18 protein-coding genes and 3 tRNA genes are annotated in these 22577 nt (G+C 61.0%); 2 read left to right on the forward strand and 19 right to left on the reverse strand.

The window, feature by feature from the left end; translation table 11 throughout:
- Positions 1-12: 12 nt before the first annotated feature.
- Together F8N43_RS19150 and aldA are read left to right on the forward strand one after the other, a co-directional pair.
- Positions 13-813 (forward strand): aldolase/citrate lyase family protein, encoded by an 801-nt coding sequence (locus F8N43_RS19150; protein ID WP_150654181.1) that lies wholly within the window; start codon positions 13-15, stop codon positions 811-813.
- Between the two features lie 16 nt (positions 814-829).
- Complete coding sequence (gene aldA / locus F8N43_RS19155; RefSeq protein ID WP_150654182.1) at positions 830-2254, forward strand: aldehyde dehydrogenase; 1425 nt, start codon at positions 830-832, stop codon at positions 2252-2254.
- Positions 2255-2322: 68 nt separating this feature from the next.
- Here the strand turns inward: aldA and F8N43_RS19160 are convergent, their stop codons facing one another.
- The 19 genes from F8N43_RS19160 to leuB all read right to left on the reverse strand — a co-directional run bounded on the left by F8N43_RS19160 (position 2323) and on the right by leuB (position 22529).
- Positions 2323-4737, reverse strand: a complete 2415-nt coding sequence (locus tag F8N43_RS19160) for a TonB-dependent receptor (RefSeq protein WP_150632460.1) — start codon at positions 4735-4737, stop codon at positions 2323-2325.
- A gap of 67 nt (positions 4738-4804) precedes the next feature.
- Positions 4805-5749, reverse strand: coding sequence for a FecR domain-containing protein (locus F8N43_RS19165; protein ID WP_150654183.1), 945 nt, complete (start codon positions 5747-5749; stop codon positions 4805-4807).
- Positions 5746-6255 carry a sigma-70 family RNA polymerase sigma factor gene (locus F8N43_RS19170; protein ID WP_150632462.1) on the reverse strand — a complete coding sequence of 170 codons (510 nt, stop codon included), beginning with the start codon at positions 6253-6255 and terminating at the stop codon, positions 5746-5748. The genes F8N43_RS19165 and F8N43_RS19170 overlap by 4 nt, the downstream gene beginning before the upstream one ends.
- Before the next feature lie 249 nt (positions 6256-6504).
- A tRNA-Asp gene (locus F8N43_RS19175) sits at positions 6505-6581 on the reverse strand.
- 102 nt (positions 6582-6683) lie between these two features.
- Positions 6684-6760, reverse strand: a tRNA-Asp gene (locus F8N43_RS19180).
- Between the two features lie 54 nt (positions 6761-6814).
- Positions 6815-6890: transfer RNA gene (locus F8N43_RS19185), tRNA-Val, on the reverse strand.
- A gap of 115 nt (positions 6891-7005) precedes the next feature.
- A complete protein-coding gene (locus F8N43_RS19190; protein ID WP_150637402.1) occupies positions 7006-7782 on the reverse strand; it encodes an SDR family oxidoreductase in 777 nt (258 codons plus the stop codon).
- A complete protein-coding gene (locus tag F8N43_RS19195) occupies positions 7779-8990 on the reverse strand; it encodes an O-succinylhomoserine sulfhydrylase (RefSeq protein ID WP_150654184.1) in 1212 nt (403 codons plus the stop codon). Before F8N43_RS19195 ends, F8N43_RS19190 begins: the two co-directional genes overlap by 4 nt.
- Positions 8991-9056: 66 nt before the next feature.
- Positions 9057-10562: an amidophosphoribosyltransferase gene (gene purF, locus F8N43_RS19200; protein ID WP_150654185.1), complete on the reverse strand. Its 1506-nt coding sequence runs from the start codon at positions 10560-10562 to the stop codon at positions 9057-9059.
- 41 nt (positions 10563-10603) lie between these two features.
- Positions 10604-11164, reverse strand: a complete 561-nt coding sequence (locus F8N43_RS19205) for a CvpA family protein (RefSeq protein ID WP_150632465.1) — start codon at positions 11162-11164, stop codon at positions 10604-10606.
- A 99-nt stretch (positions 11165-11263) separates the two neighbouring features.
- A complete protein-coding gene (locus tag F8N43_RS19210; RefSeq protein WP_150654186.1) occupies positions 11264-11929 on the reverse strand; it encodes an SPOR domain-containing protein in 666 nt (221 codons plus the stop codon).
- Positions 11913-13220 (reverse strand): bifunctional tetrahydrofolate synthase/dihydrofolate synthase, encoded by a 1308-nt coding sequence (folC, locus tag F8N43_RS19215; protein ID WP_150632467.1) that lies wholly within the window; start codon positions 13218-13220, stop codon positions 11913-11915. Before folC ends, F8N43_RS19210 begins: the two co-directional genes overlap by 17 nt.
- Complete coding sequence (accD, locus tag F8N43_RS19220; protein ID WP_008028281.1) at positions 13217-14137, reverse strand: acetyl-CoA carboxylase, carboxyltransferase subunit beta; 921 nt, start codon at positions 14135-14137, stop codon at positions 13217-13219. Before accD ends, folC begins: the two co-directional genes overlap by 4 nt.
- A 209-nt stretch (positions 14138-14346) precedes the next feature.
- Positions 14347-14970, reverse strand: a complete 624-nt coding sequence (locus F8N43_RS19225) for a phosphoribosylanthranilate isomerase (protein WP_150632468.1) — start codon at positions 14968-14970, stop codon at positions 14347-14349.
- A 64-nt stretch (positions 14971-15034) separates the two neighbouring features.
- A complete protein-coding gene (truA, locus tag F8N43_RS19230; protein WP_150632502.1) occupies positions 15035-15859 on the reverse strand; it encodes a tRNA pseudouridine(38-40) synthase TruA in 825 nt (274 codons plus the stop codon).
- A 289-nt stretch (positions 15860-16148) separates the two neighbouring features.
- Positions 16149-18779, reverse strand: a complete 2631-nt coding sequence (locus F8N43_RS19235; RefSeq protein ID WP_150654187.1) for a FimV/HubP family polar landmark protein — start codon at positions 18777-18779, stop codon at positions 16149-16151.
- Positions 18780-18987: 208 nt separating this feature from the next.
- Positions 18988-19998 carry an aspartate-semialdehyde dehydrogenase gene (locus F8N43_RS19240; protein WP_150654188.1) on the reverse strand — a complete coding sequence of 337 codons (1011 nt, stop codon included), beginning with the start codon at positions 19996-19998 and terminating at the stop codon, positions 18988-18990.
- A 267-nt stretch (positions 19999-20265) separates the two neighbouring features.
- Positions 20266-21378 (reverse strand): aspartate-semialdehyde dehydrogenase, encoded by a 1113-nt coding sequence (asd, locus tag F8N43_RS19245; protein WP_150632471.1) that lies wholly within the window; start codon positions 21376-21378, stop codon positions 20266-20268.
- Between the two features lie 68 nt (positions 21379-21446).
- Positions 21447-22529, reverse strand: coding sequence for a 3-isopropylmalate dehydrogenase (gene leuB, locus F8N43_RS19250; protein WP_150654189.1), 1083 nt, complete (start codon positions 22527-22529; stop codon positions 21447-21449).
- Between the last annotated feature and the right edge of the window lie 48 nt (positions 22530-22577).

Here is a 22577-nt window from a genome sequence, read left to right on the forward strand (position 1 = left end):
AAGGACCCTGTCATGAACATGCCTCACAACGCTTTCAAGGCCGCCCTGAAAAACCCGGCGACCCAATATGGCATCTGGGCCGGTTTCGCCACGGGCTACGCCGCCGAGATCGTCGCCACCACCGGTTACGACTGGATGCTGATCGACGGTGAACACGCGCCGAACACCGTGCCCGGCGTGCTGGCGCAGCTACAGGCGGTGGCGCCCTACGCCACCGCGCCCGTGGTGCGTGCGGTGACGGGCGACGCCAATCTGATCAAGCAACTGCTGGACGTCGGCGCGCAGACGCTGATGATCCCGATGGTCGAAACCGCGGAGCAGGCGGTGGCACTGGTGCGCGCCATGCGTTATCCGCCGCACGGTATTCGTGGCGTCGGCGGCGGCCTGACTCGCGCCACCCGCTGGGACGGCGTACCGGATTACCTGACCACCGCCCATGAGCAGCTGTGCCTGATCGTTCAGGTGGAATCGCGCACGGGTGTTGAAAACGTCGAAGCGATCGCCGCCGTCGAAGGCGTCGATGCGGTGTTTATCGGCCCGGCGGATTTGTCCATCGGGCTGGGTCATGCCGGCAATCCCGGTCACCCGGAAGTCCAGGAACGGATTCAACACGCGGTGAACGCCACGCTGGCGGCCGGCAAGGCCTGCGGCATTCTTGCGCCGAACGAAGAGGACGCGCGCCGCTATCAGGGTTGGGGTTGTCAGTTCATTGCCGTGGCCATCGATATCAGCCTGCTGCGTCAGAGCGCCATGGCCACCCTCGCGCGTTATCGCACACCGGCCACCACTCAAGCGCCATCGCGCACCTACTGATCAAGGAGTCGTCTCCATGCCTGTTTACGAAAACTTCATCAATGGCCAGTTTGTGGCCAGCGCGGCTCATCTCGATGTGATCAACCCGGCCACCGGCGCCGTGCTGTCGAAAGTCCCGGCCTCGACTGCCGAAGACGTTGATCGCGCCCTCGCCGCCGCTCGCGCCGCGCAAAAAGACTGGTCGCGCAAACCGGCGATTGAACGCGCCGGGCATCTGCGTCGCATCGCCGCCAAGCTGCGGGAAAACGTCGCGCACCTGGCACGCACCATCACCCTGGAGCAGGGCAAGATCAGCGGCCTGGCGGAAGTCGAAGTCAACTTCACCGCCGATTACCTCGACTACATGGCCGAATGGGCAAGACGCATCGAAGGCGAAATCATCACCAGCGACCGGCAGAACGAAAACATCTTTCTGTTCCGTAAGCCGCTGGGCGTCGTCGCCGGGATTCTGCCGTGGAATTTTCCGTTTTTCCTGATCGCCCGCAAGATGGCGCCGGCGCTGCTGACCGGCAACACCATCGTGATCAAGCCCAGCGAAGAAACACCTAACAACTGCTTTGAGTTCGCCCGACTGGTAGCGGAAACCGACCTGCCGCCCGGTGTGTTCAACGTGGTCTGCGGCGACGGCCGAGTGGGCGCGGCACTCAGCGCGCACAAGGGCGTGGACATGATCAGCTTCACCGGCAGCGTGGACACCGGCTCGCGGATCATGGCCGCCGCTGCGCCGAACATCACCAAGCTCAATCTGGAACTGGGCGGCAAGGCGCCGGCGATTGTGTTGGCGGATGCCGATCTCGATCTGGCGGTGAAGGCCATCCGCGATTCACGGATTATCAACAGCGGTCAGGTGTGCAATTGCGCCGAGCGGGTGTATGTGGAACGCAAGGTTGCCGATCAATTCATCGAGCGTATCGCGGCGGCGATGAGTGCTACGCGCTATGGCGACCCGATCGCCCAACCCGATATCGAAATGGGACCACTGATCAACCGCCAGGGCCTGGACAGCGTCAACCGTAAAGTCCGTACGGCGTTGAGCCAGGGTGCGAATTTGATCAGCGGCGGGCAAATTGCCGATCTGCCCAATGGATTCCACTTCCAGCCCACCGTGCTGGCCGGTTGCCGGGCGGACATGGAGATCATGCGCGAAGAGATTTTCGGCCCGGTGCTGCCGATTCAGATCATCGATGACCTCGACGAAGCCATCGCCCTGGCCAACGACTGCGAATACGGCCTGACGTCATCGATCTACACCCGCGACCTGAGCAAAACCATGCACGCGATGCGGGAGCTGGATTTTGGCGAAACCTACGTGAATCGGGAGAATTTCGAAGCCATGCAGGGCTTCCACGCCGGGGTGCGCAAATCCGGGATTGGCGGTGCGGATGGCAAGCATGGGTTGTATGAGTACACCCATACGCATGCGGTGTATTTGCAGGGCTGAGTTTTGCGGTGTTGCTGATGCCGCCATCGCGGGCTTGCCCGCGATGGCGTCAGGTCAGGCACATCGAATTAAAAGTCGACGGTAGCCGAAAGCAAGTAGGTCCGCGGTGTCGACAGCGTCAACCCAGGCTCACTGTCATCCGAAGCCCCGGCCGAACTCCAGTAGCGCTTGTCCGCCACGTTCTCGACATTGGCACGCAGGGTGATGTTCTTGTCCTCGACTTTGAACGCATAGCGTGCGCCCACGTCGAAACGCTCCCACGAATCGATTTCCTTGTTGTTGGACTGGTCCAGGAACTGCGAGCTGGAATAGATGCCGCGGCTGGTCAGGGTCAAGCCCTGTACGGTCGGCACGTCCCACTCGGCGCCCAGGTTGACGTTGTACTTGGGCGTGGCCGGCGCACGGTTGCCGTCGAAAGTGCCATTGGTGGTCTTGGTCAACTCGCTGTCGATGTACATGACACCGCCGAGCAAGCGGAAACCCTGGAGCGGCTCACCGAAAACACTCAGCTCCACACCGTCGTTCTGACGTTTGCCATTCGGGCCGAAGACGCGCGTCGTGGCGTTGGTCTCGTAGGCCGGCTGCTTGATCCGGAACACGGCGGCGGTGACGGCAAACTTACCCGCGTCATACTTGGCGCCGACCTCGACCTGCCGGCTGACAAACGGTGGGAAGATTTCGTCCTCGTTGATCGAGGTCGACGGTGCGACCTTGCCCTGGCTCAGGCCTTCCATGTAGTTGGCATACAGCGACAACTTGTCGGTCGCCTTGAACAGGATACCGCCCGACGGCGAGACCTTTTCCTCATCGTAGCCGGTGTCGCCTTTGACGTTATCGGTCCAGTCGTCAACCTTCACGCGCTGCCAGCGGGCGCCGAGGGTCAGCAGCAGCCGGTCATCGAAGAACCCCAGGGTGTCGGACAGCGCCACGCCGCTGAAGCGTTGCTCCGTGTAGACCTTGGAATCCTGTCGGGTCGGCGTAACAGGCGTGCGTGTTTCCACGGGGTTGTAGAGGTTGCTGTTGCCATTGGCATAACGGGCGCCGCCGTTTTCGAAGTCCATGTAGAAATAGCTGGCGGCCAGGTTGACCTCATGGCTCACGGGGCCGGTGTGGAACCAGTTGCGCACCCCGGCGGTCGCCGTCCGCACACTCTCGTCACGGGTGAAGTCACGGGGTTGAACGCTGAAGTCGCCCCTGTTGTTCGTGACCGAAACGGCATGACGAAGGAAGTCATGACTGCTTTCGCGCGCCCCTACTCCGCCGTACAGCATGACGTTGTCGCTGACATCGAATTCGCCGTTCACCGTGCCAAACGTGTCGTTGGTACTTGCCTTGCTCCAGGGCTGCGCATAGTTGTGACGTACGTCGCTGGCATGCGGAACCTGCGCGTTGGCGCCCACCTGCACGCGCTCTTGCGGCGCATCGGTATCACGCTCGGTGCGCCCGAGATCGGTCGAGAGTCGCAGGCGTTCACCGCGAAAATCCAGGCCCAGCACGGCCATCTCGCGGTCGACATTCTGGTCATCCCATTCGGTGTCGCCGGACTGCTTCACGCCGTTGAAACGAATCCCGAACTTGTTATCTTCACCGAAGCGCCTGCCGATATCCACGGCACCGCCGGTCTGGCTGTCGGACGCGTAGTTGCCGGTAAACGAAGTGATCGGCTTGTCGGTCGCGCGCTTGGGCACCACGTTGATTCCGCCACCCACGGCGCCTCGCGGCGAGATGCCATTGATGAGCTGGCTCGGGCCTTTGAGAATGTCGACGCGGTCGGCCATCTCCATGTCGATCGTATAGGTCGGAAGGATGCCGTAGAGACCGTTGTAGGCAACATCGCTGTTGAACAGGCTGAACCCGCGAATGGTGAACTGCTCATAACGCCCGCCCGCCGGGTTGGTGGCGCGAACGGAAGGATCGCTGGCGATCAGCTCGCCCAGGGTACGCGCCTGCAAGTTCTTGACCGCCTCACTGGTGTAAGTGGTCATGCTGAATGGCGTTTCCATAAAGTCTTTCGAGCCCAGCAAGCCCTGCGATCCGCGACGTGCGACCTGGCCGCCGGCATACACCTCGCCGTCCGTCCCGCCTGTGGCGCCAAGAATCGAGGTGGGGGCCAGTTGCAGGCTGCTGCCTTCTGGCGCGGGGGTGAGGATGTAAGCCTGTTCGCCCACCGGTTGCAGTTGCAGACCGGAACCCTGCAACAGCCGCGCAAAGCCCTCCTCGACCGCGTATTCGCCGGACAGACCGGTGCTGTTGCGACCGCTGACCAGCGCCGGGTCAACCGATAGATTGACCCCGGATAGCCCGGCGAAACGGGTCAGCGCATCGCTCAGGCTGCCGGCAGGCACCTGATAATTGCGTCGGGCACCGTCTTCGGCCCAGCTTGCGGTGACGAACAATGGACTGGCACTCAGGCCCAACAACAGGCTCAGGTGCAACAACGGACGCAGACGGAAAGTAGCCGGGCGTGGGAAGGCGGTGGGCATTCAATTTGCTCTCTTGATTCGTTCACATGCCTTGAATGACAAGCGAGTCGAAAAAAGGGGACAGGCGTTACACACTATTTTTGCGCGGCAGCAACGTGACCCAGTAACGGGTTCGGGAATGCACCTGCAGCGGCAGGCTGGCCGCGAGCAGCGCGAGGACGCGGTCAGTGTCGTCCAGCAGGAAACTGCCGGTGACGCGCAATGTTTCCAGCTCCGGCTCCCAACGCAGAACGCCCGGTCGGTAAGTGCCGAGTTCGCGGAGGAAATCCCCCAACGGCTGGTTTTTCGCCATCAGTACACCTTCGCGCCAACCGGGAGCCAGCGCATCGAATGGCGTGATCGCTCCGGCACCCACCGCTTGCAGGCTGACCTGCTGACCGCCGCGCACTGCCAGAGCAGGCCCTTGCGAGGGCTGCAACTGCACGGAACCGTTGAACACCGATACTCGACAGCCTTGCGCGTGTTGGCGAACGCAGACTTCGCTTTGACTGACGATGACATTTCCGAACTTCGTCTGGATCGTCAGCGGCGCAGTACCTGGCACCTTCAGCGACAGTTCGCCCTCGATCAATTTCACGCGGTGGCTTTGCACATCCACATCGACGGCGCTGGCGGTGTTGAGTTGCAAGGAACTGCCATCGGCGAGCTGCACTTTTTTACGCTCGCCAGTGGCGGTGTGCAGGTCGGCACGCCAGACATCCAGAGGCAATTGTCGGCTGATCAGCCAGGCCGTCGGCACCAACGCCACGGCGCCCAATGCGCGCTTGAGTACCACGCGCCGCCCCGGATCAGGACGATCCAGACTGCTCAGCGCCAGCCCTGAAGGCAGATCGGAGAAACGCTGACGCAAGGCTTGTGCCTTCTGCCAGGCGCGTTCGTGAGTGGCGCAGGTATCACGCCAACGCTGTAAATTCGCGCGGTCCTGCTCATTGGCGCCGCCAGACTCCAACAAAGCAAGCCACTGCGCCGCAGCACGGACAGCCTGACGGGCATCGGTCGCTTGACTGTTCACAGGTCCACCAACAGGCAATGCTCGTAGGCTTGCGCCATGTAGCGTTTGATCGTGCGCTCGGACACCTCCAGGCGCTCGGCGATTTGCTGGTAATTCAAACCTTCAAGCTGGCTCCAGAGAAACGCCCGGCGCACCGCCCTCGGCAGTCCGTCGAGCAACTCGTCCAGCGCTTGCAGGGTTTCCAGCAGCAGCCAGCGCTGTTCCGGTGATGGCGCGCACGCTTCGGGCATCGACGCCAACGCGGCCAGATAGGCCTGCTCCAGACTGCGACGCTGGTAGAAGTTGCTCAGCAGGCGTTTGCCCACCGTCAGCAGATAGGCACGGGGTTCTTTCAGGTCGGCGATCCGCTGGGAGCTGGCCAGCAAACGCAGAAAAGTATCCTGGCTCAGGTCTGCCGCATCACAGCCGTTGCCCATGCGTCTTCTCAACCAGCTTTCAAGCCAGCCACGGTGATCGCGGTACAGGTCGTGAAGGGTTTGCTCCTTCGGCATCGCTGCATCACTCATCTCAAGAAGCCCTGTGCCAAGGAGTTATCGTAAATGAGAGTGATTCTAATTAATGTCAGCGCTGTGAACCAAGTCCTTTATGCACCGCGCGGGCAAAAAGTTGGTCTTGGAAGGCTGAAGAGGGATAAAAGCCAAATTTCAGACACAAAAAACCCCGGTCTTTCGACCAGGGTCTTTGCTATCGACTCGAAGATAAACCAGTGGCTTTCTTCGTAGCTCCAAGGCGTTCAGTGGGCCTTGAGGCAGATATGGCGCAGCGGACGGGACTCGAACCCGCGACCCCCGGCGTGACAGGCCGGTATTCTAACCGACTGAACTACCGCTGCGTATCGCTTTGGACTTGCGTCCTAACTCGTCTGATTGAAGCTCAGAGACTTTTCAATCTCTCTTTCAATCTCAAATCAGGGATAAACCCGACTCGGAAAATATGGCGCAGCGGACGGGACTCGAACCCGCGACCCCCGGCGTGACAGGCCGGTATTCTAACCGACTGAACTACCGCTGCGCGTCGGTGGAGGCTTTTCAGCTTCCATCTTGCTTTCGCAAGACTCTCAAGAAGTGGTGGGTGATGACGGGATCGAACCGCCGACATTCTGCTTGTAAGGCAGACGCTCTCCCAGCTGAGCTAATCACCCTTTGCTTCTCTGAGGCCGCGAAATTTACGCACCTAACGAAGCTAAGTCAATAGCAGGATTGAAGTTTTTCTGAAAAAGACAGAATCGTGTCATTCGGGGCAACGCCCCTGCCCTGTTACTCGCTGTAAATCATCTTCTTGGTCATGCCGCCATCGACCACAAACTCCTGGCCCGTGACGAATCCCGCATTCTTCGACAACAGCCAGGCAACCATCGCCGCCACATCCTCGACCGTCCCTACCCTGCCCGCCGGATGCTGCGCATGGTCGGCTTCGGTGAGGGGTTCGGCACGTCGCACCGCAGGGTCTCGCGCATCGATCCAGCCAGGGCTGACCGCGTTGACACGAATTTCCGGCCCGAGGCTGATCGCCAACGCGTGAGTCAGGGCCAGCAACCCGCCCTTGCTCGCCGCGTAAGCCTCGGTGTCGGGCTCTGACTGCCCGGCGCGGGTCGACGCCAGGTTGACGATCGCCCCGCTGTGAGCACGCAGGTACGGCGCACAGTGCTTGGCCAACAGCATCGGCCCGCTGAGATTCACCGCCAGCACTCGATTCCAGTACGCCAGATCGAGGCTTTCCAGGGTGATGTTGTGCGGATCGGCTACTGCCGCATTGCACACCAGCGCATCCAGCCGTCCGAATTGCCCCAGCACTTCGGCGACGCCCAGCGCCACCTGCCCTTCGTTCGAGACGTCCATGGCGATGAACCAGGCGTTCTCACCCAGCACCTTCGCCACTTTCGAACCACGCACTCGATCCAGGTCCGTCAACACCACCTGCCAGCCTTCGCTGATCAACCAGGCCGCAATCCCCAGACCAATGCCCCGCGCTGCACCAGTCACCAGTGCAACGCGACCATTGGAACCGGTAGTCGGGATGGACAACTCGATCACAAGGCAGCCAACCCGCGCGCCAGATCAGCCTGCAGATCGGCCACGTCTTCCAGACCGACCGCAATGCGGATCAGACTGTCACGAATGCCTGCCGCTTCACGTTCCTGCGGCGCCAGACGGCCGTGGGAGGTGGTGCTCGGATGAGTGATGGTGGTCTTGCTGTCGCCGAGGTTGGCGGTGATCGAAATCAGCCGGGTCGCATCGATAAAGCGCCAGGCGCCATCTTTGCCACCCTTGACCTCGAAACTCACCACGGCGCCGAAACCTTTCTGCTGACGCTGAGCCAACGCGTGCTGCGGGTGGCTTTTCAGGCCGGCGTAATGGACTTTCTCGATACCGTCCTGCTGCTCCAGCCACTCGGCCAGTTGCTGGGCATTGGCGCAATGAGCCTTCATGCGCAGGCTCAGCGTTTCCAGGCCCTTGAGGAAAATCCAGGCATTGAACGGGCTCAAGGTTGGCCCGGCGGTGCGCAGAAAACCGACCACTTCTTTCATCTGCTCGCTACGACCGGCCACCACGCCGCCCATGCAACGGCCCTGGCCGTCGATGAACTTGGTCGCCGAGTGCACGACAATGTCCGCACCCATCTTCAGCGGCTGCTGCAATGCAGGCGTGCAGAAGCAGTTGTCCACTACCAGCAGCGCGCCTTTAGCGTGAGCGATTTTCGACAACTCGGCGATATCCACCAGCTCGGCCAACGGGTTGGACGGTGACTCGACGAACAGCAATTTGGTATTGGCCTTGATTGCCGCATCCCAGCCGGACAGGTCCGCCAGAGGCACGTAATCGACTTCGATGCCGAAGCGCTTGAAGTACTTCTCGAACAGGCTGATGGTCGAACCGAACACGCTGCGCGATACCAGTACATGGTCGCCGGCGCTGCACAGGCTCATCACCACCGCCATGATCGCAGCCATGCCGGTGGCCGTGGCCACCGCTTGCTCAGCGCTTTCCAGCGCGGCAATGCGCTCTTCGAACGCGCGTACGGTCGGGTTGGTGTAACGCGAGTAAACGTTGCCCGGCACTTCCCCGGCAAAACGTGCGGCCGCATCGGCGGCGGTACGGAATACATAGCTGGAAGTGAAGAACATCGGATCACCGTGTTCGCCTTCCGGCGTACGGTGCTGACCGGCGCGTACGGCCAGGGTATCGAACGCTACGCCTTCGAGGTCGCTGTCCAGCCGACCGGCATCCCAATCCTGACTCATGCTGTCACTCCTTGCCTTGCTCTTTATTGGTAGATACAAAACCGGCCCCTCAGGGCCGGTAGTTACTCAGTTGTTGTACAGATCAATGATCGCGCTGACTGCCTGCGTCTTGACCTTGGAGGCATCGTTACGCGCCTGCTCGATCTTGTTCAGGTAAGCCTCGTCGACATCGCCAGTGACGTACTGGCCGTCGAACACCGCGCAATCGAACTTGTCGATCTTGATCTTGCCGCCACCCACCGCTTCGATCAAGTCAGGCAAGTCCTGATAGATCAGCCAGTCTGCGCCGATCAGATCCGCTACGTCCTGAGTCGAACGGTTGTGCGCGATCAGCTCGTGAGCGCTCGGCATGTCGATGCCGTAGACGTTCGGGTAGCGAACGGCCGGTGCCGCGGAGCAGAAATAGACGTTTTTGGCGCCGGCTTCGCGGGCCATCTGGATGATCTGCTTGCAAGTGGTGCCGCGAACGATCGAGTCGTCCACCAGCATCACGTTCTTGCCGCGGAACTCCAGCTCGATGGCGTTGAGCTTCTGGCGTACGGATTTTTTCCGCGCAGCCTGGCCTGGCATGATGAAGGTCCGGCCAATGTAGCGGTTCTTCACGAAGCCTTCGCGGAACTTCACGCCCAGGTGGTTCGCCAGCTCCAGGGCCGCAGTACGGCTGGTGTCCGGAATCGGGATGACCACGTCGATATCGTGCTGCGGACGCTCGCGCAGAATCTTCTCGGCGAGCTTCTCACCCATGCGCAGACGGGCTTTATAAACCGAGACGCCGTCAATAATCGAGTCCGGACGCGCCAGGTAGACGTGTTCGAAAATGCACGGGGTCAGGGACGGGTTGGTCGCGCACTGACGGGTGTGCAGCTTGCCGTCTTCAGTGATGTAGACCGCTTCGCCTGGCGCCAGGTCGCGAATCAGGGTGAAACCGAGCACGTCCAGGGACACGCTTTCGGAGGCGATCATGTACTCGACGCCTTCGTCGGTGTGACGCTGGCCGAAGACGATCGGACGGATGCCGTGCGGATCGCGGAAACCGACGATACCGTAGCCGGTCACCATCGCCACGACGGCGTAACCACCGACGCAACGGTTGTGCACGTCAGTCACGGCAGCGAACACGTCTTCTTCGGTCGGCTGCAACTTGCCGCGCTGGGCCAGTTCGTGCGCGAACACGTTGAGCAGCACTTCCGAATCGGAATTGGTGTTGACGTGGCGCAGGTCAGATTCGTAAATCTCCTTGGCCAGCTGTTCAACGTTGGTCAGGTTACCGTTGTGCGCCAGGGTGATGCCGTAAGGCGAGTTGACGTAGAACGGTTGAGCTTCGGCCGAGGTCGAGCTGCCTGCGGTCGGATAGCGCACATGGCCAATGCCCATGTGACCGACCAGGCGCTGCATGTGACGCTGATGGAACACGTCACGCACCAGGCCATTGTCCTTGCGCAGGAATAACCGGCCGTCATGGCTGGTCACGATACCGGCAGCGTCCTGGCCGCGGTGCTGGAGGACGGTTAGCGCGTCATACAGCGCCTGATTGACGTTCGACTTACCGACGATACCGACGATGCCACACATGCGACGCAACCCCTACTTAATGGATCTGAACTGAACACAACTCACTGAGGCGTTTTGGCCGTCGGCAAGAGGTGCTCCTTGAACGGTATTTCAGCGGGTACGCTGATACCGCTGGCAAGCCACTGACTGCTCCACCCGAGAATCAGGTTTTTGGACCAGTCTGCGACCAATAGAAATTTTGGCACGAGCTGCGACTGTTGCCACCACCCGTCCTGCTGTACCGGCCCCAGGCTCAACAGCCCGACCGCCACGACCACCAGCAACACGCCACGCGCGGCGCCAAAGGCCATGCCGAGGAATCGATCGGTCCCGGACAACCCGGTAACGCGAACCAATTCGCCGATAAGATAATTGATCATTGCGCCTACGATCAGCGTGGCGACAAACATAATTGCGCAGCCCGCGATCACGCGAGCCGATGGCGTTTCGATGTATCCGGCGAGGTACTCGGACAATGCACCACCGAACATCCAGGCGACGACTCCTGCGATGATCCAGGTCACCAGCGATAATGCTTCTTTGACGAAGCCGCGGCTCAGACTGATCAATGCGGAGATGGCGACGATTGCAACGATCGCCCAGTCAACCCAGGTAAATGGCACAGTGCAGCCTACAGACGGATAAGGCGGCGCATTTTAGCAGAGCCCATGCTTATCGGTAAGCTGCGATTGTCAGTGCATTTCAAATCGGGTCGATAGTTTTCAACCGCGCTCAGGCTGGAAACGCACCACAAAACCCTTGAGGTTCTGCTGACGGTTCAACAAATCACGCAGACGATCGGCTTCAGCACGCTCGATCAGCGGCCCGACGAATACCCGATTCTTGCCGTCAGCCGTGCGAATGTAGGCGTTGTAACCCTGGCTGCGCAGGGTTTTTTGCAGGTTTTCCGCACTGGCTCGGTTCGACAGGCTGGCCAGTTGCACCGACCAGCTCACCGACAGACCATTGGCGTCGACGCGGCTTTGAGTAGTATCCGGTTTACCCGGTGCGGCAGTAATTGGCTGGCTCGGCGCAGTCGTCGGCTTATTGACCGGAGCCGGTGCCGGAGGCGGCGTTACCGGTTTGGCGGCTGGCGCAGGCGCGACGGGTGCCGTCGGCGCGATTGGCATTGCTGGCTCTTCCTGCTGCGCGATGTCGTCATCACTCGGCACAGGTTCCTGCGGCAAGGCTTGCGGTTCAGGCACTGCCACCGGCTCAACCTGCACCTGCGGCACCGAAGGTGCCTGGGGTGCGGCCGGGGCGTCGACAGTGACCTGACGCTGCTCATCCTGGCGGGAAAACAGCATCGGCAGGAAAATCACTGCCAGTGCCACCAGCACCAGGGCGCCGACCATGCGCTGTTTGTAAGCCTTATCCAGCAATGCCATTTGCCGCTTCCTCCGTGGAGCGCCGGGACAGCCATTCAAGCGCCTCGGCAACACAATAAAATGATCCGAACAACAGAATCTCGTCGTCGCTCGTCGCCAGCGCGCACTGCCCTTCCAGGGCAGCGGCCACGCTGTCATAGGACGTTACTGAAGCACCAAGGTTCTGCAACACACCGTGCAAATCGGCGACCGGTCGCGCTCGCGGAGAATCCAGCGGCGCAACAGCCCAGTGCTGGACACTAGCATTCAATTCGCCGACAACACCATCCAGATCCTTGTCCGCCAGCAATCCAAACACCGCCAGGCGCTTGCCGGCTGGTGGTCGACTCGCCAAACGACGGGCCAGATACTCGGCGGCGTGGGGGTTATGCCCCACATCCAGCAACAGGTTCAGGCGCTTGCCTTGCCAGTCAAACTGGCGACGATCGAGACGACCGACCACCCGCGTGGCTTTCAGCGCAGCAATTATCTGCGCATCCACCCAAGGCAAACCGAGCAACAGATAAGCCTGCAACGCCAGCGCGGCGTTTTCCATCGGCAGGTCGAGCAACGGCAGATCATGCAACTCGACCACTCGCCCTTGAGCGTCAAGACCGCGCCACTGCCAGTTGTGATCGGTCACACCGAGATCAAAATCGCGCCCCCGCAGAAAAAACGGGCAAGCCAGCTCGCGCGCCTTGTCCAGCAGCGGTTGAGGAGGATTCAGATCGCCACAGAGCGCAGGCGCGCCCTGGCGGAAGATGCCGGCCTTTTCATAGGCCACGGATTCACGGGTGTCGCCCAGATAATCCGCGTGATCCACGCCGATGCTGGTCACCAGCGCCATGTCGGCATCCACCACGTTGACCGTATCCAGACGCCCGCCCAGACCGACTTCCAACACCACGGCATCCAGCGCCGACCGTTGAAACAGCCAGAACGCCGCCAGGGTGCCCATTTCGAAATAAGTCAGGGACGTATCGCCACGACCCGCCTCTACCGCAGCAAAGGCTTCGCACAGCTCGGCATCTGTCGCTTCGACGCCGTTGACCTGCACCCGCTCGTTGTAACGCAGCAGGTGCGGAGAATTGTAGACACCAACCTTCAGGCCCTGCGCCCGCAGCAACGACGCCACGAATGCGCAGGTTGAACCTTTGCCGTTGGTGCCGGTGACCGTAATCACCCGAGGCGCCGGCTTGCCCAGTCCCATGCGGGACGCTACCTGTTGCGAGCGTTCAAGGCCCATATCGATGGCCGAAGGGTGCAACTGCTCAAGGTAGGCGAGCCACTCGCCAAGGGTGCGTTGGGTCATATGTTTGCAGGCACCGGCGGCACGACGATCGGCTCGATCGGCGCGGCAACGAATTTCGGCGTCGGCTTGCCGGTCAATTGTGCCAGCAGGTTACCCAGACGCGGACGCAATTCCTGACGGTGAATGATCATGTCGATCGCACCGTGCTCCAGCAGGAATTCGCTGCGCTGGAAGCCTTCCGGCAGTTTTTCGCGAACGGTTTGCTCGATCACGCGCGGACCAGCGAAGCCGATCAGGGCTTTCGGCTCGCCGACGATCACGTCGCCGAGCATCGCCAGGCTGGCGGAAACGCCGCCATAGACCGGATCGGTCAGCACGGAGATGAACGGAATACCTTCTTCACGCAGACGCGCCAGCACCGCAGAGGTTTTGGCCATTTGCATCAGGGAAATCAGGGCTTCCTGCATCCGCGCACCACCGGAAGCGGCGAAGCAGATCATCGGGCATTTGTTTTCCAGGGCGTAGTTGGCGGCGCGTACGAAGCGCTCACCGACGATCGCACCCATGGAACCGCCCATGAAGGAGAATTCGAAGGCCGAAACCACCACCGGCATGCCCAGCAAGGTGCCACTCATGGAGATCAGCGCGTCTTTCTCGCCGGTCTGCTTTTGTGCAGCGGTCAGGCGATCCTTGTACTTCTTGCCGTCACGGAATTTCAGACGGTCGACCGGCTCCAGGTCCGCACCCAGTTCACTGCGGCCTTCGGCGTCGAGGAAGATGTCGATACGGGCGCGGGCGCCGATACGCATGTGATGGTTGCACTTGGGGCAAACGTCCAGGGTCTTTTCCAGCTCCGGACGATACAGCACAGCCTCGCAAGACGGGCATTTGTGCCACAGACCTTCAGGCACCGAGCTCTTCTTGACCTCGGAACGCATGATCGAAGGGATCAGTTTGTCTACTAACCAGTTGCTCATGCTTTCTTTCTCCAGTACCGGCGGCCCGAACGCTCTGGTTCGCAGCCCCGCGTATGCCCTTGAGCTAAATTCATGTGTGTGGCGATGATCGGAGGGTGGCCGGGTCAGTGAAGCGTGACCTGCGTACAACCCATCAATCCTCAGCCGTGCCTGCTTTGTGCAGCGCAGTGCATTTTGGGACGGCGGCAGTCTGCCAGCCGTCACATCAACTACGTGCTACTGCGTACAGCCTTGATAAATGCCTGAATCTTTGCGTGATCCTTGATGCCCTTGCTCGCCTCAACCCCACCACTGACGTCCACGGCGTAAGGACGGACCCGGGCAACCGCCTCGGCGACATTCTCTGGAGTCAGGCCACCCGCGAGGATGATCGGTTTGCTCAAACCCTGCGGTATCAGAGACCAGTCGAACGCTTCGCCGGTTCCGCCGGGCACGCCTTCAACGTAGGCGTCGAGCAGGATACCGCTGGCACTTGGAAACGCATCGCATGCCGCCGCGATATCGTCACCGGCCTTGACCCGCAGCGCCTTGATGTACGGTCGATGCCAGCCTTCACAGTCGGCAGCGGTTTCGTCGCCATGGAACTGCAGCAAGTCCAGCGGTACGGCGTCGAGCAGCTCGCCCAACTCGCAACGGCTGGCATTGACGAACAAACCCACGGTAGTCACGAACGGCGGCAGCGCCTTGATGATGTCGCGCGCCTGCTGAAACGTTACGGCCCGCGGGCTCTTGGCGTAAAACACAAAACCGATCGCATCGGCCCCGGCCTCGACTGCCGCCAACGCATCTTCTATGCGGGTAATCCCGCAAATCTTGCTGCGAACGGCTGACATGTCGATAAAAACCTCAGGGCAAATCCGGGAAAGTCCCGGATGGTAACAAATGCGTTCGAGGGCGTCAGCCGTCAAGTTCGGCGAAACCGGTCAGGAAGTGTGGGCCAATGTAACGCTCGGGCAATTCGAACTCATCGCGATACTCGACCTGCACCAGGTACAAACCAAAGGGATGGGCCGTCACCCCGCCGGAACGACGAATACGGCTCTCCAGCACCTCTTTCATCCACTCCACCGGACGCTCGCCGGCACCAATAGTCATCAGCACGCCGGCAATGTTGCGCACCATGTGGTGCAGGAACGCGCTCGCGCGAATATCCAGCACGATCATCTTGCCGTGGCGCGTGACGCGCAGGTGATGCAATTCCTTGATCGGCGACTTGGCCTGGCACTGACCCGCGCGAAAAGCGCTGAAGTCGTGGGTGCCAACCAGGTATTGCGCGGCCTCGGCCATGCGTTCGACGTCGAGGGGGCGGTGATTCCAGGTGATTTCTTCGTTCAGGTGCGCCGGGCGAATCTGATCGTTGTAGATCACGTAGCGATAACGCCGGGCGATAGCCTTGAAGCGCGCATGGAAATGCCCCGGCATGACCTTGGCCCAACTGACGCTGACGTCGTGTGGCAAGTTGATGTTGGCGCCCATGACCCAGGCTTTCATCGACCGCTCGACCTGCGTGTCAAAATGCACCACCTGTCCGCAAGCATGCACGCCAGCGTCGGTGCGCCCGGCGCAGAGCAGCGACACGGGTGAATCGGCGACTTTGGACAAGGCGTTTTCCAGGGTTTCCTGCACCGTGAGCACGCCGGAGGCCTGACGCTGCCAGCCGCGATAGCGCGAGCCTTTGTATTCAACGCCCAACGCGATGCGGAAAAAGCCGTCGGCCACCATTTCGGCGGCCGGGTTATCTATATTTGCCAAGGAGTGACAGCCTGCTGATCTGCGCAAAGGCGGGCATTATAAGGCCGCCGGACGGGGAAGCCAGTACAACAGAAGGTGCAATGCTGAATGTCAGGGCCTCTTCGCGGGCCTGCCCGCTCCCACAGGGTTTTGCGCAGGTCACATAATCTTTGCCCCCCTCCGAGACCGCGAAGGTGTCCAAACAGGCACCCTCCCATCTCGCAGAAACAAAAACGGCAGCCGAGAGGGGCTGCCGTTTTGTTTACTGCTTACCGATCAATCAAGCCAGACGCGAAAGCATTTCCTTGGCTTCGCTCTTCTGACCCGCATCACCCTCGGTCACAACCTCGTTGAGAATGTCGCGTGCGCCGTCGGCGTCGCCCATGTCGATGTAGGCCTGGGCCAGGTCGAGTTTGGTGGCGACTTCGTCGGTGCCGGAGAGAAAATCGAATTCCGGCTCATCAGCGGCGGAGGCCAATGCGTCTTCCGCAGTGAAGGTCGGCTCGCTGATGCTCTGGGACAGACGATCCAGCTCGGCGTTGACGTCATCCAGTTCAGCCGCGAAGGCGTCCGGAGCATCCATTTCATCGGCCAGTGACAGATCGAAATCCGCCGGCAACTCCAGATCATCCAGCGCCACCTCAGGAACGACCGGCGCTTCAGCGGCAGGCAGATCCTTGACGTCGTCATCCAGGCTCAACAGGAAATCGTCTTCAGCGAGGGTCGCCGGCGACGCATCGCCACCGAGGTCCATGTCCAGATCGAAGTCCGACAGGTCGTCGAGGTTTTCCTTGATTTCAGTCTGTTGCTGCAACACCGACTCAAAGCTCAAGTCGTCATCCAGCGGGAATTCATCCAGCTCGGCCAAGGCCTCTGGCGAAGGCGTCGGCTCAGGTGCAACCACCGCGGGGGAGGCGTTTTCCAGATCATCCAGGCTCAGATCAAACGCGCTGTCGAAGTCGTCATCGGCCAGTGCCGGTGCCGGTGCCGGTGCTTCGGGCTCGTCCATCAACAGGTCCTTGACGTATTGGGCGTCCAGTTCGGCAGCGACGGCCGCAGCAGCCAGACCACCCGCCACGACGACCGCCATGGCCGGGAAGCGGCTTTTCAGTTCTTCGACACGGGCGAAGTTTTCGCCGTTGGCCACGAGCTGACGCTCCTGGGCCACGAATGCATCGCGGTCGCCCTGCTGACCGTAGACTTCCATGAGTTTCAGACGCAGGTCACTGCGCTGAGGTTCTTGCTTGATGCCGTCTTCCAGCAACGCAGCAGCCTGATTCAGGCGACCGGCGGCCATGTGCGACTGCGCCTTGGTCAGCACGTCGTCATCACGATCAGCAGCAGGTGCGACCAGTGGCGCGGCGATCGGTGGCGTGACCACCACTGGCGCAATGACCGGAGCCGGAGCGGGTGCCGGGGTCGGCGCTGGAGCAGGGGTCGGTGCAGTCGCGAGTTTGACACTCGGCGGCGGCACTTCCAGGCCTTCGAAGCTGCTTTCAGGCAAGTCCAGTTCAGCAGAGAACTCCTGCTCCTCGGACAAGGCACGGGCCATGCGCAGGTGTTTCTCGGCTTCTTGCTGAGCTTTGCGGCGACGGGCCAGCAACAGCAGCAACAGCAGCAGAACCACCGCCCCGCCGCCGACCAGCCCCAGCAGTACCGGATTGGTCAGCAGGTCGTTGAATTTCTGATCGTCGGACGCGGCAGGCGTCGGCTCGACAGGTGCTTCGACCGGGGCAGGCGCTGCCTCGGGGGCCGCCGCCACCGGGGCTGGCATTTCGGGCGCAGGGGGCGTCAATTCGGCCGAGATGACTGGCGCCGGGGCCGTCGCGACAGTCGCCGCCGGGGCACCTGCGGCGCCTTCAGCCTGCAACTTGGCCAGTTGATTGTTCTTCAGCTCGATCAGGCGCTGCAGCTTGTCCAGCTGACTTTGCAGATCGTTCATGCGGCTTTTCAGTTCAGCGTTGTCACGACGGCTCGTGTCGAGGCTTTCCTGGGTCACCGCCAGCTTGTTGCTCAAGGCCTTCGCATCACCGGCAGCACCTTTGCCACCGGCCTTGCCAGACTCGGCAGACACCAGGCTCAGATTGTCCTTGGCGGGGCGCACAGGGGCGCCTTCGCCACGAGCGCGTGTCGCGTCGAGTTGCTGCTGCCCCGTTCCAGGTTTCGCTACATAGCGACGACCCTGACGCCACGCAGTGTTCTGCGCGGCGACTTCAGCAATGGCTTTGGGTTGCGGCACGCTGGTGGCTTGCGCCTGATCCGGCAGGCGCAGCACCTGACCGGTTTTCAGCAGGTTGATGTTGCCGTTGATGAAGGCATCCGGGTTCAACGCCTGGATGGCCAGCATGGTTTGCTGAACCGAGCCGCCATTACGCGCCTTCGCGGCGATTTCCCACAGGGTATCGCGCGGCGTGGTGGTGTATTGGGTCGGTTTGGAGGCGCCGGTCACCGGTGCAGTGACGGTCGGAGTCGGTGCCGGTTGCGCAGCCGCTTCAGCGGTTTGCGGCGAGAATTTGGACGGATCGAGCAGCACGCTGTAATCGCGCAGCAGGCGACCGTTGGGCCACATCACCTGAACCAGGAATTTCACCATCGGTTCGGACAGCGGCTTGCTGGAGGTCACACGCAGGACGCTTTTGCCACTGGCGTTGAGCACCGGGGTGAAGCTCAGGTCATTCAGGAATGCCTGGCGGTCGACACCGGCCTTGGCGAAATCTTCGGGCGACGCCAGGCTCGGCACCACTTCGGCAGCGGTGAGCTCCTTGACGTCGAGCAATTCGATTTCCGCCACCAGCGGCTGGTTCAGCGACGACTTCAGGGTCAATTCCCCGAGCCCGAGCGCATGCGCCATACCGGAGGACAGCGCCGAGGCGGCCGCTATTGCTAACACCAGTTTGCGAACTTGAACCATAGCCTCATCCTTTGTTTGAACATTCCTCGGCCAGCGAGAAGGTGTTGATAGTCGCTGCCGTAAGGCATTGCGCGCGGCGGCGAAGAGTCGTCGCGCGCGATCATTTCTTTCATGCCCCGGAAAGCCTCGCAGGGTGGCTTGCCTTCAGCAATCCGGCCGAGCATGACGCCCGGCCAGAATCATTCTGCAAATTGTTGCCAAGTATCTTTTACAGCAGGTCTTTTATCAACAATTCAGCCACCTGCACAGCATTGAGCGCCGCGCCTTTGCGTACGTTATCTGACGTCAGCCACAAATTAAGTTCAGACGGGTCGTCGATTCCTGCGCGAACCCGACCGACGTAGACCACGTCCTGCCCTACCGCATCACCGACCGCAGTCGGGTAATCGCCGGCTTCCACCAGTTCGACACCCGGAGCATCTTCGAGCGCCGCGTTGATTTTTACCAGGTCCACAGCGCTTGCAGACTGCAGGGTCAAGTTAAAGCTATCGCCAAAAAACACCGGGGCTTGAATACAAGTGACGGAAATCTTTAATAAAGGCAACGCCATGACCTGACGAAGTTCCCGCACTAGACGTTTTTCCAGCAGCGTATGGCCGTTCTCATCCGGCTTGCCGACTTGCGCCAGCAGGTTGAAGGCCATCTGCCGATCGAAAAAAGTCGGCTCCAGCGGACGCACGTTGAGCAGTTCGGCGGTTTGCCGGGCCAGTTCCGTAACGGCTTCGCGGCCCTGGGCAGAAACGGCCAGACTGGCGGTCACATTGACACGCTGCAGATCGAGCAAGCCGAGCAACGGTGCGAGCACCACGGCCAACGTGGTGGCTGACGGACTTGGGCTGCTGACCTGGAAAGGCTTTTTCAGGCCGGCCAGAACCTGAGCATTGGCTTCCGGCACCACTTGCGGCGCCTGATTGGCCGGCAAGGCGCCGGACAGATCGATCAGCGAGCAACCGGCGGCGGTGGCGCGCGAGGCGAAACTCAAGGTCACCGCCGGACCTGCGGCAAAGAACACCAGCTGTACTTTGCTGAAGTCGAACTCATCGACTTCCCGCACCCGCACGTTCTTGCCGCGAAACGGCACCGAATGACCGGCGGACTCACTGCTGGCCAGCAAATGCAGATTGCCAACCGGAAAGTCGCGCTCTTCGAGAATCTGCACGAGCGTTTCGCCGACAGTACCGGTGGCGCCGATCACGGCAATATCAAAGGACTGGCTCATGGTTCTACCTCTGGCGAAACGGGGGGAGCGGCACTTTACCGGGTGGTGGGCATGCAGGCAATTATGTGGCGCCTATACCGGCCTCATCGCGGGCAAGCCCGCCCCCACATGGTTTGTGTCGTGCCAAAATTCGGGAGCAACACAAAACCTGTGGGAGCGGGCTTGCCCGGGATGGCGGCAGCCCAGACACCCAACAATCCTCAGACTGTTGCGCATAAAAAACCCGCGCCCCTTTCAAGGCACGGGTTCTTTCATTGCTTCAATCGATCAACGCTCAAGCAGAATCCGCAGCATGCGACGCAGCGGTTCGGCCGCGCCCCACAACAGCTGGTCGCCGACGGTGAACGCGCCGACGAACTGCGACCCCATGTTCAGCTTGCGCAGACGGCCAACCGGAACATTCAGGGTGCCGGTAACCTTGGTCGGGCTCAGCTCCTGCATGCTGATTTCGCGGTTGTTCGGCACCAGTTTGACCCAAGGGTTGTGCTGGCTGATCAGCCCTTCGATGTCGGCGATCGGCACATCTTTGTTCAGCTTGATGGTCAGCGCCTGGCTGTGGCAGCGCATGGCGCCGATGCGCACACAGATGCCATCGACCGGGATCGGGCTCTTGAAGCGACCGAGGATCTTGTTGGTCTCGGCCTGGGCTTTCCACTCTTCGCGGCTCTGACCGTTCGGCAGTTCCTTGTCGATCCACGGGATCAGGCTGCCGGCCAGCGGTACGCCGAAGTGTTCGGTCGGGTACGCGTCGCTGCGCATGGCTTCGGCCACACGACGATCGATGTCGAGGATCGCACTGGCCGGGTCGGCCAGTTGATCAGCAACAGCGGCGTGGGTTACGCCCATTTGTTTGATCAGTTCACGCATGTGCTGCGCGCCGCCACCGGAGGCCGCCTGATAAGTCATGGCGCTCATCCACTCGACCAGACCGGCCTCGAACAGACCACCCAGGCCCATCAGCATCAGGCTGACGGTGCAGTTGCCGCCGATGTAGTTCTTGGTGCCCGCGTCGAGCTGCTGGTCGATGACCTTGCGGTTGACCGGGTCAAGCACGATCACCGCATCATCCTGCATGCGCAGGCTGGAAGCAGCGTCGATCCAGTAACCCTGCCAGCCGGCTTCGCGCAGCTTCGGGAAGACTTCGCTGGTGTAGTCGCCACCCTGGCAGGTCAGAATCACGTCGAGGGTTTTCAGCTCTTCAATGCTGTAAGCGTCCTTGAGCGGAGCAATGTCCTTGCCCACGGACGGGCCTTGGCCACCGACATTCGAAGTGGTGAAAAACACCGGCTCGATAAGATCGAAATCCTGCTCTTCCAGCATCCGCTGCATGAGCACGGAACCGACCATACCGCGCCAACCGATCAGACCTACACGTTTCATCGCAACTACACCTTCTTGAAAAGTGGGCCGCTGCTTTCGAAGTGGAAAGTGGCAGCGGGCCCGAGAGATTACAGATTCCGCAGCGCGGCGACTACTGCGTCACCCATTTCCTGCGTACCGACTTTAGTGCAACCGGTCGACCAGATGTCGCCCGTACGCAGGCCTTGGTCCAGAACCAGACTGACGGCTTTCTCGATCGCATCTGCCGCGCCTTGCTGGTTGAAGCTGTAGCGCAACATCATCGACACCGACAAAATGGTCGCCAGCGGGTTGGCAATGCCTTTACCCGCAATGTCCGGCGCCGAACCGTGGCATGGCTCGTACATGCCCTTGTTATTGGTGTCCAGGGACGCCGACGGCAGCATGCCGATGGAACCGGTGAGCATCGACGCCTGGTCGGACAGGATGTCACCAAACAGGTTGTCGGTGACGATCACGTCGAACTGCTTCGGTGCACGCACCAGTTGCATGGCGGCGTTGTCGACGTACATGTGGCTCAGTTCGACTTCCGGGTAATCCTTGGCCACTTCTTCGACGATTTCACGCCACAACTGGCTGGAAGCCAGGACATTGGCCTTGTCCACCGAGCACAGCTTCTTGCCGCGCACCATGGCCATGTCGAAACCGACACGGGCGATGCGACGGATTTCGCTTTCGCTGTACGGCAGCGTGTCATAGGACTGGCGCTCGCCGTTTTCCAGGATGCGGGTGCCGCGTGGCGCGCCGAAGTAGATACCGCCGGTCAGTTCGCGAACGATCAGGATGTCCAGACCGGAAACGATGTCGGCTTTCAGGCTGGAAGCCTCGGCCAGTTGCGGGTACAGGATCGCCGGACGCAGGTTGCCGAACAGGCCCAGTTGCGCACGAATCTTCAGCAGGCCGCGTTCAGGACGGATGTCACGCTCGATGGTGTCCCATTTCGGGCCGCCCACGGCGCCCAACAGAACGGCGTCGGCCACGCGGGCACGCTCCAGGGTTTCGTCGGCCAGCGGCACGCCATGCTTGTCGATGGCCGCGCCGCCGATCACGTCGTGGCTCAGTTCGAAGTCCAGGTTGTACTTGTCGTTGGCCAGTTCCAGCACCTTGACCGCTTCGGCCATGATTTCCGGACCAATACCATCACCTGGGAGAATCAGAATCTGCTTGCTCATGCGTTCCTCATGTCATCAGTCGGTGCGCCCTTGGGCACCCCCGGAAAA

The sequence above is a fragment of the Pseudomonas fluorescens genome (assembly GCF_902498065.1).
Taxonomy (GTDB): Bacteria; Pseudomonadota; Gammaproteobacteria; order Pseudomonadales; family Pseudomonadaceae; genus Aquipseudomonas; species Aquipseudomonas fluorescens_BJ.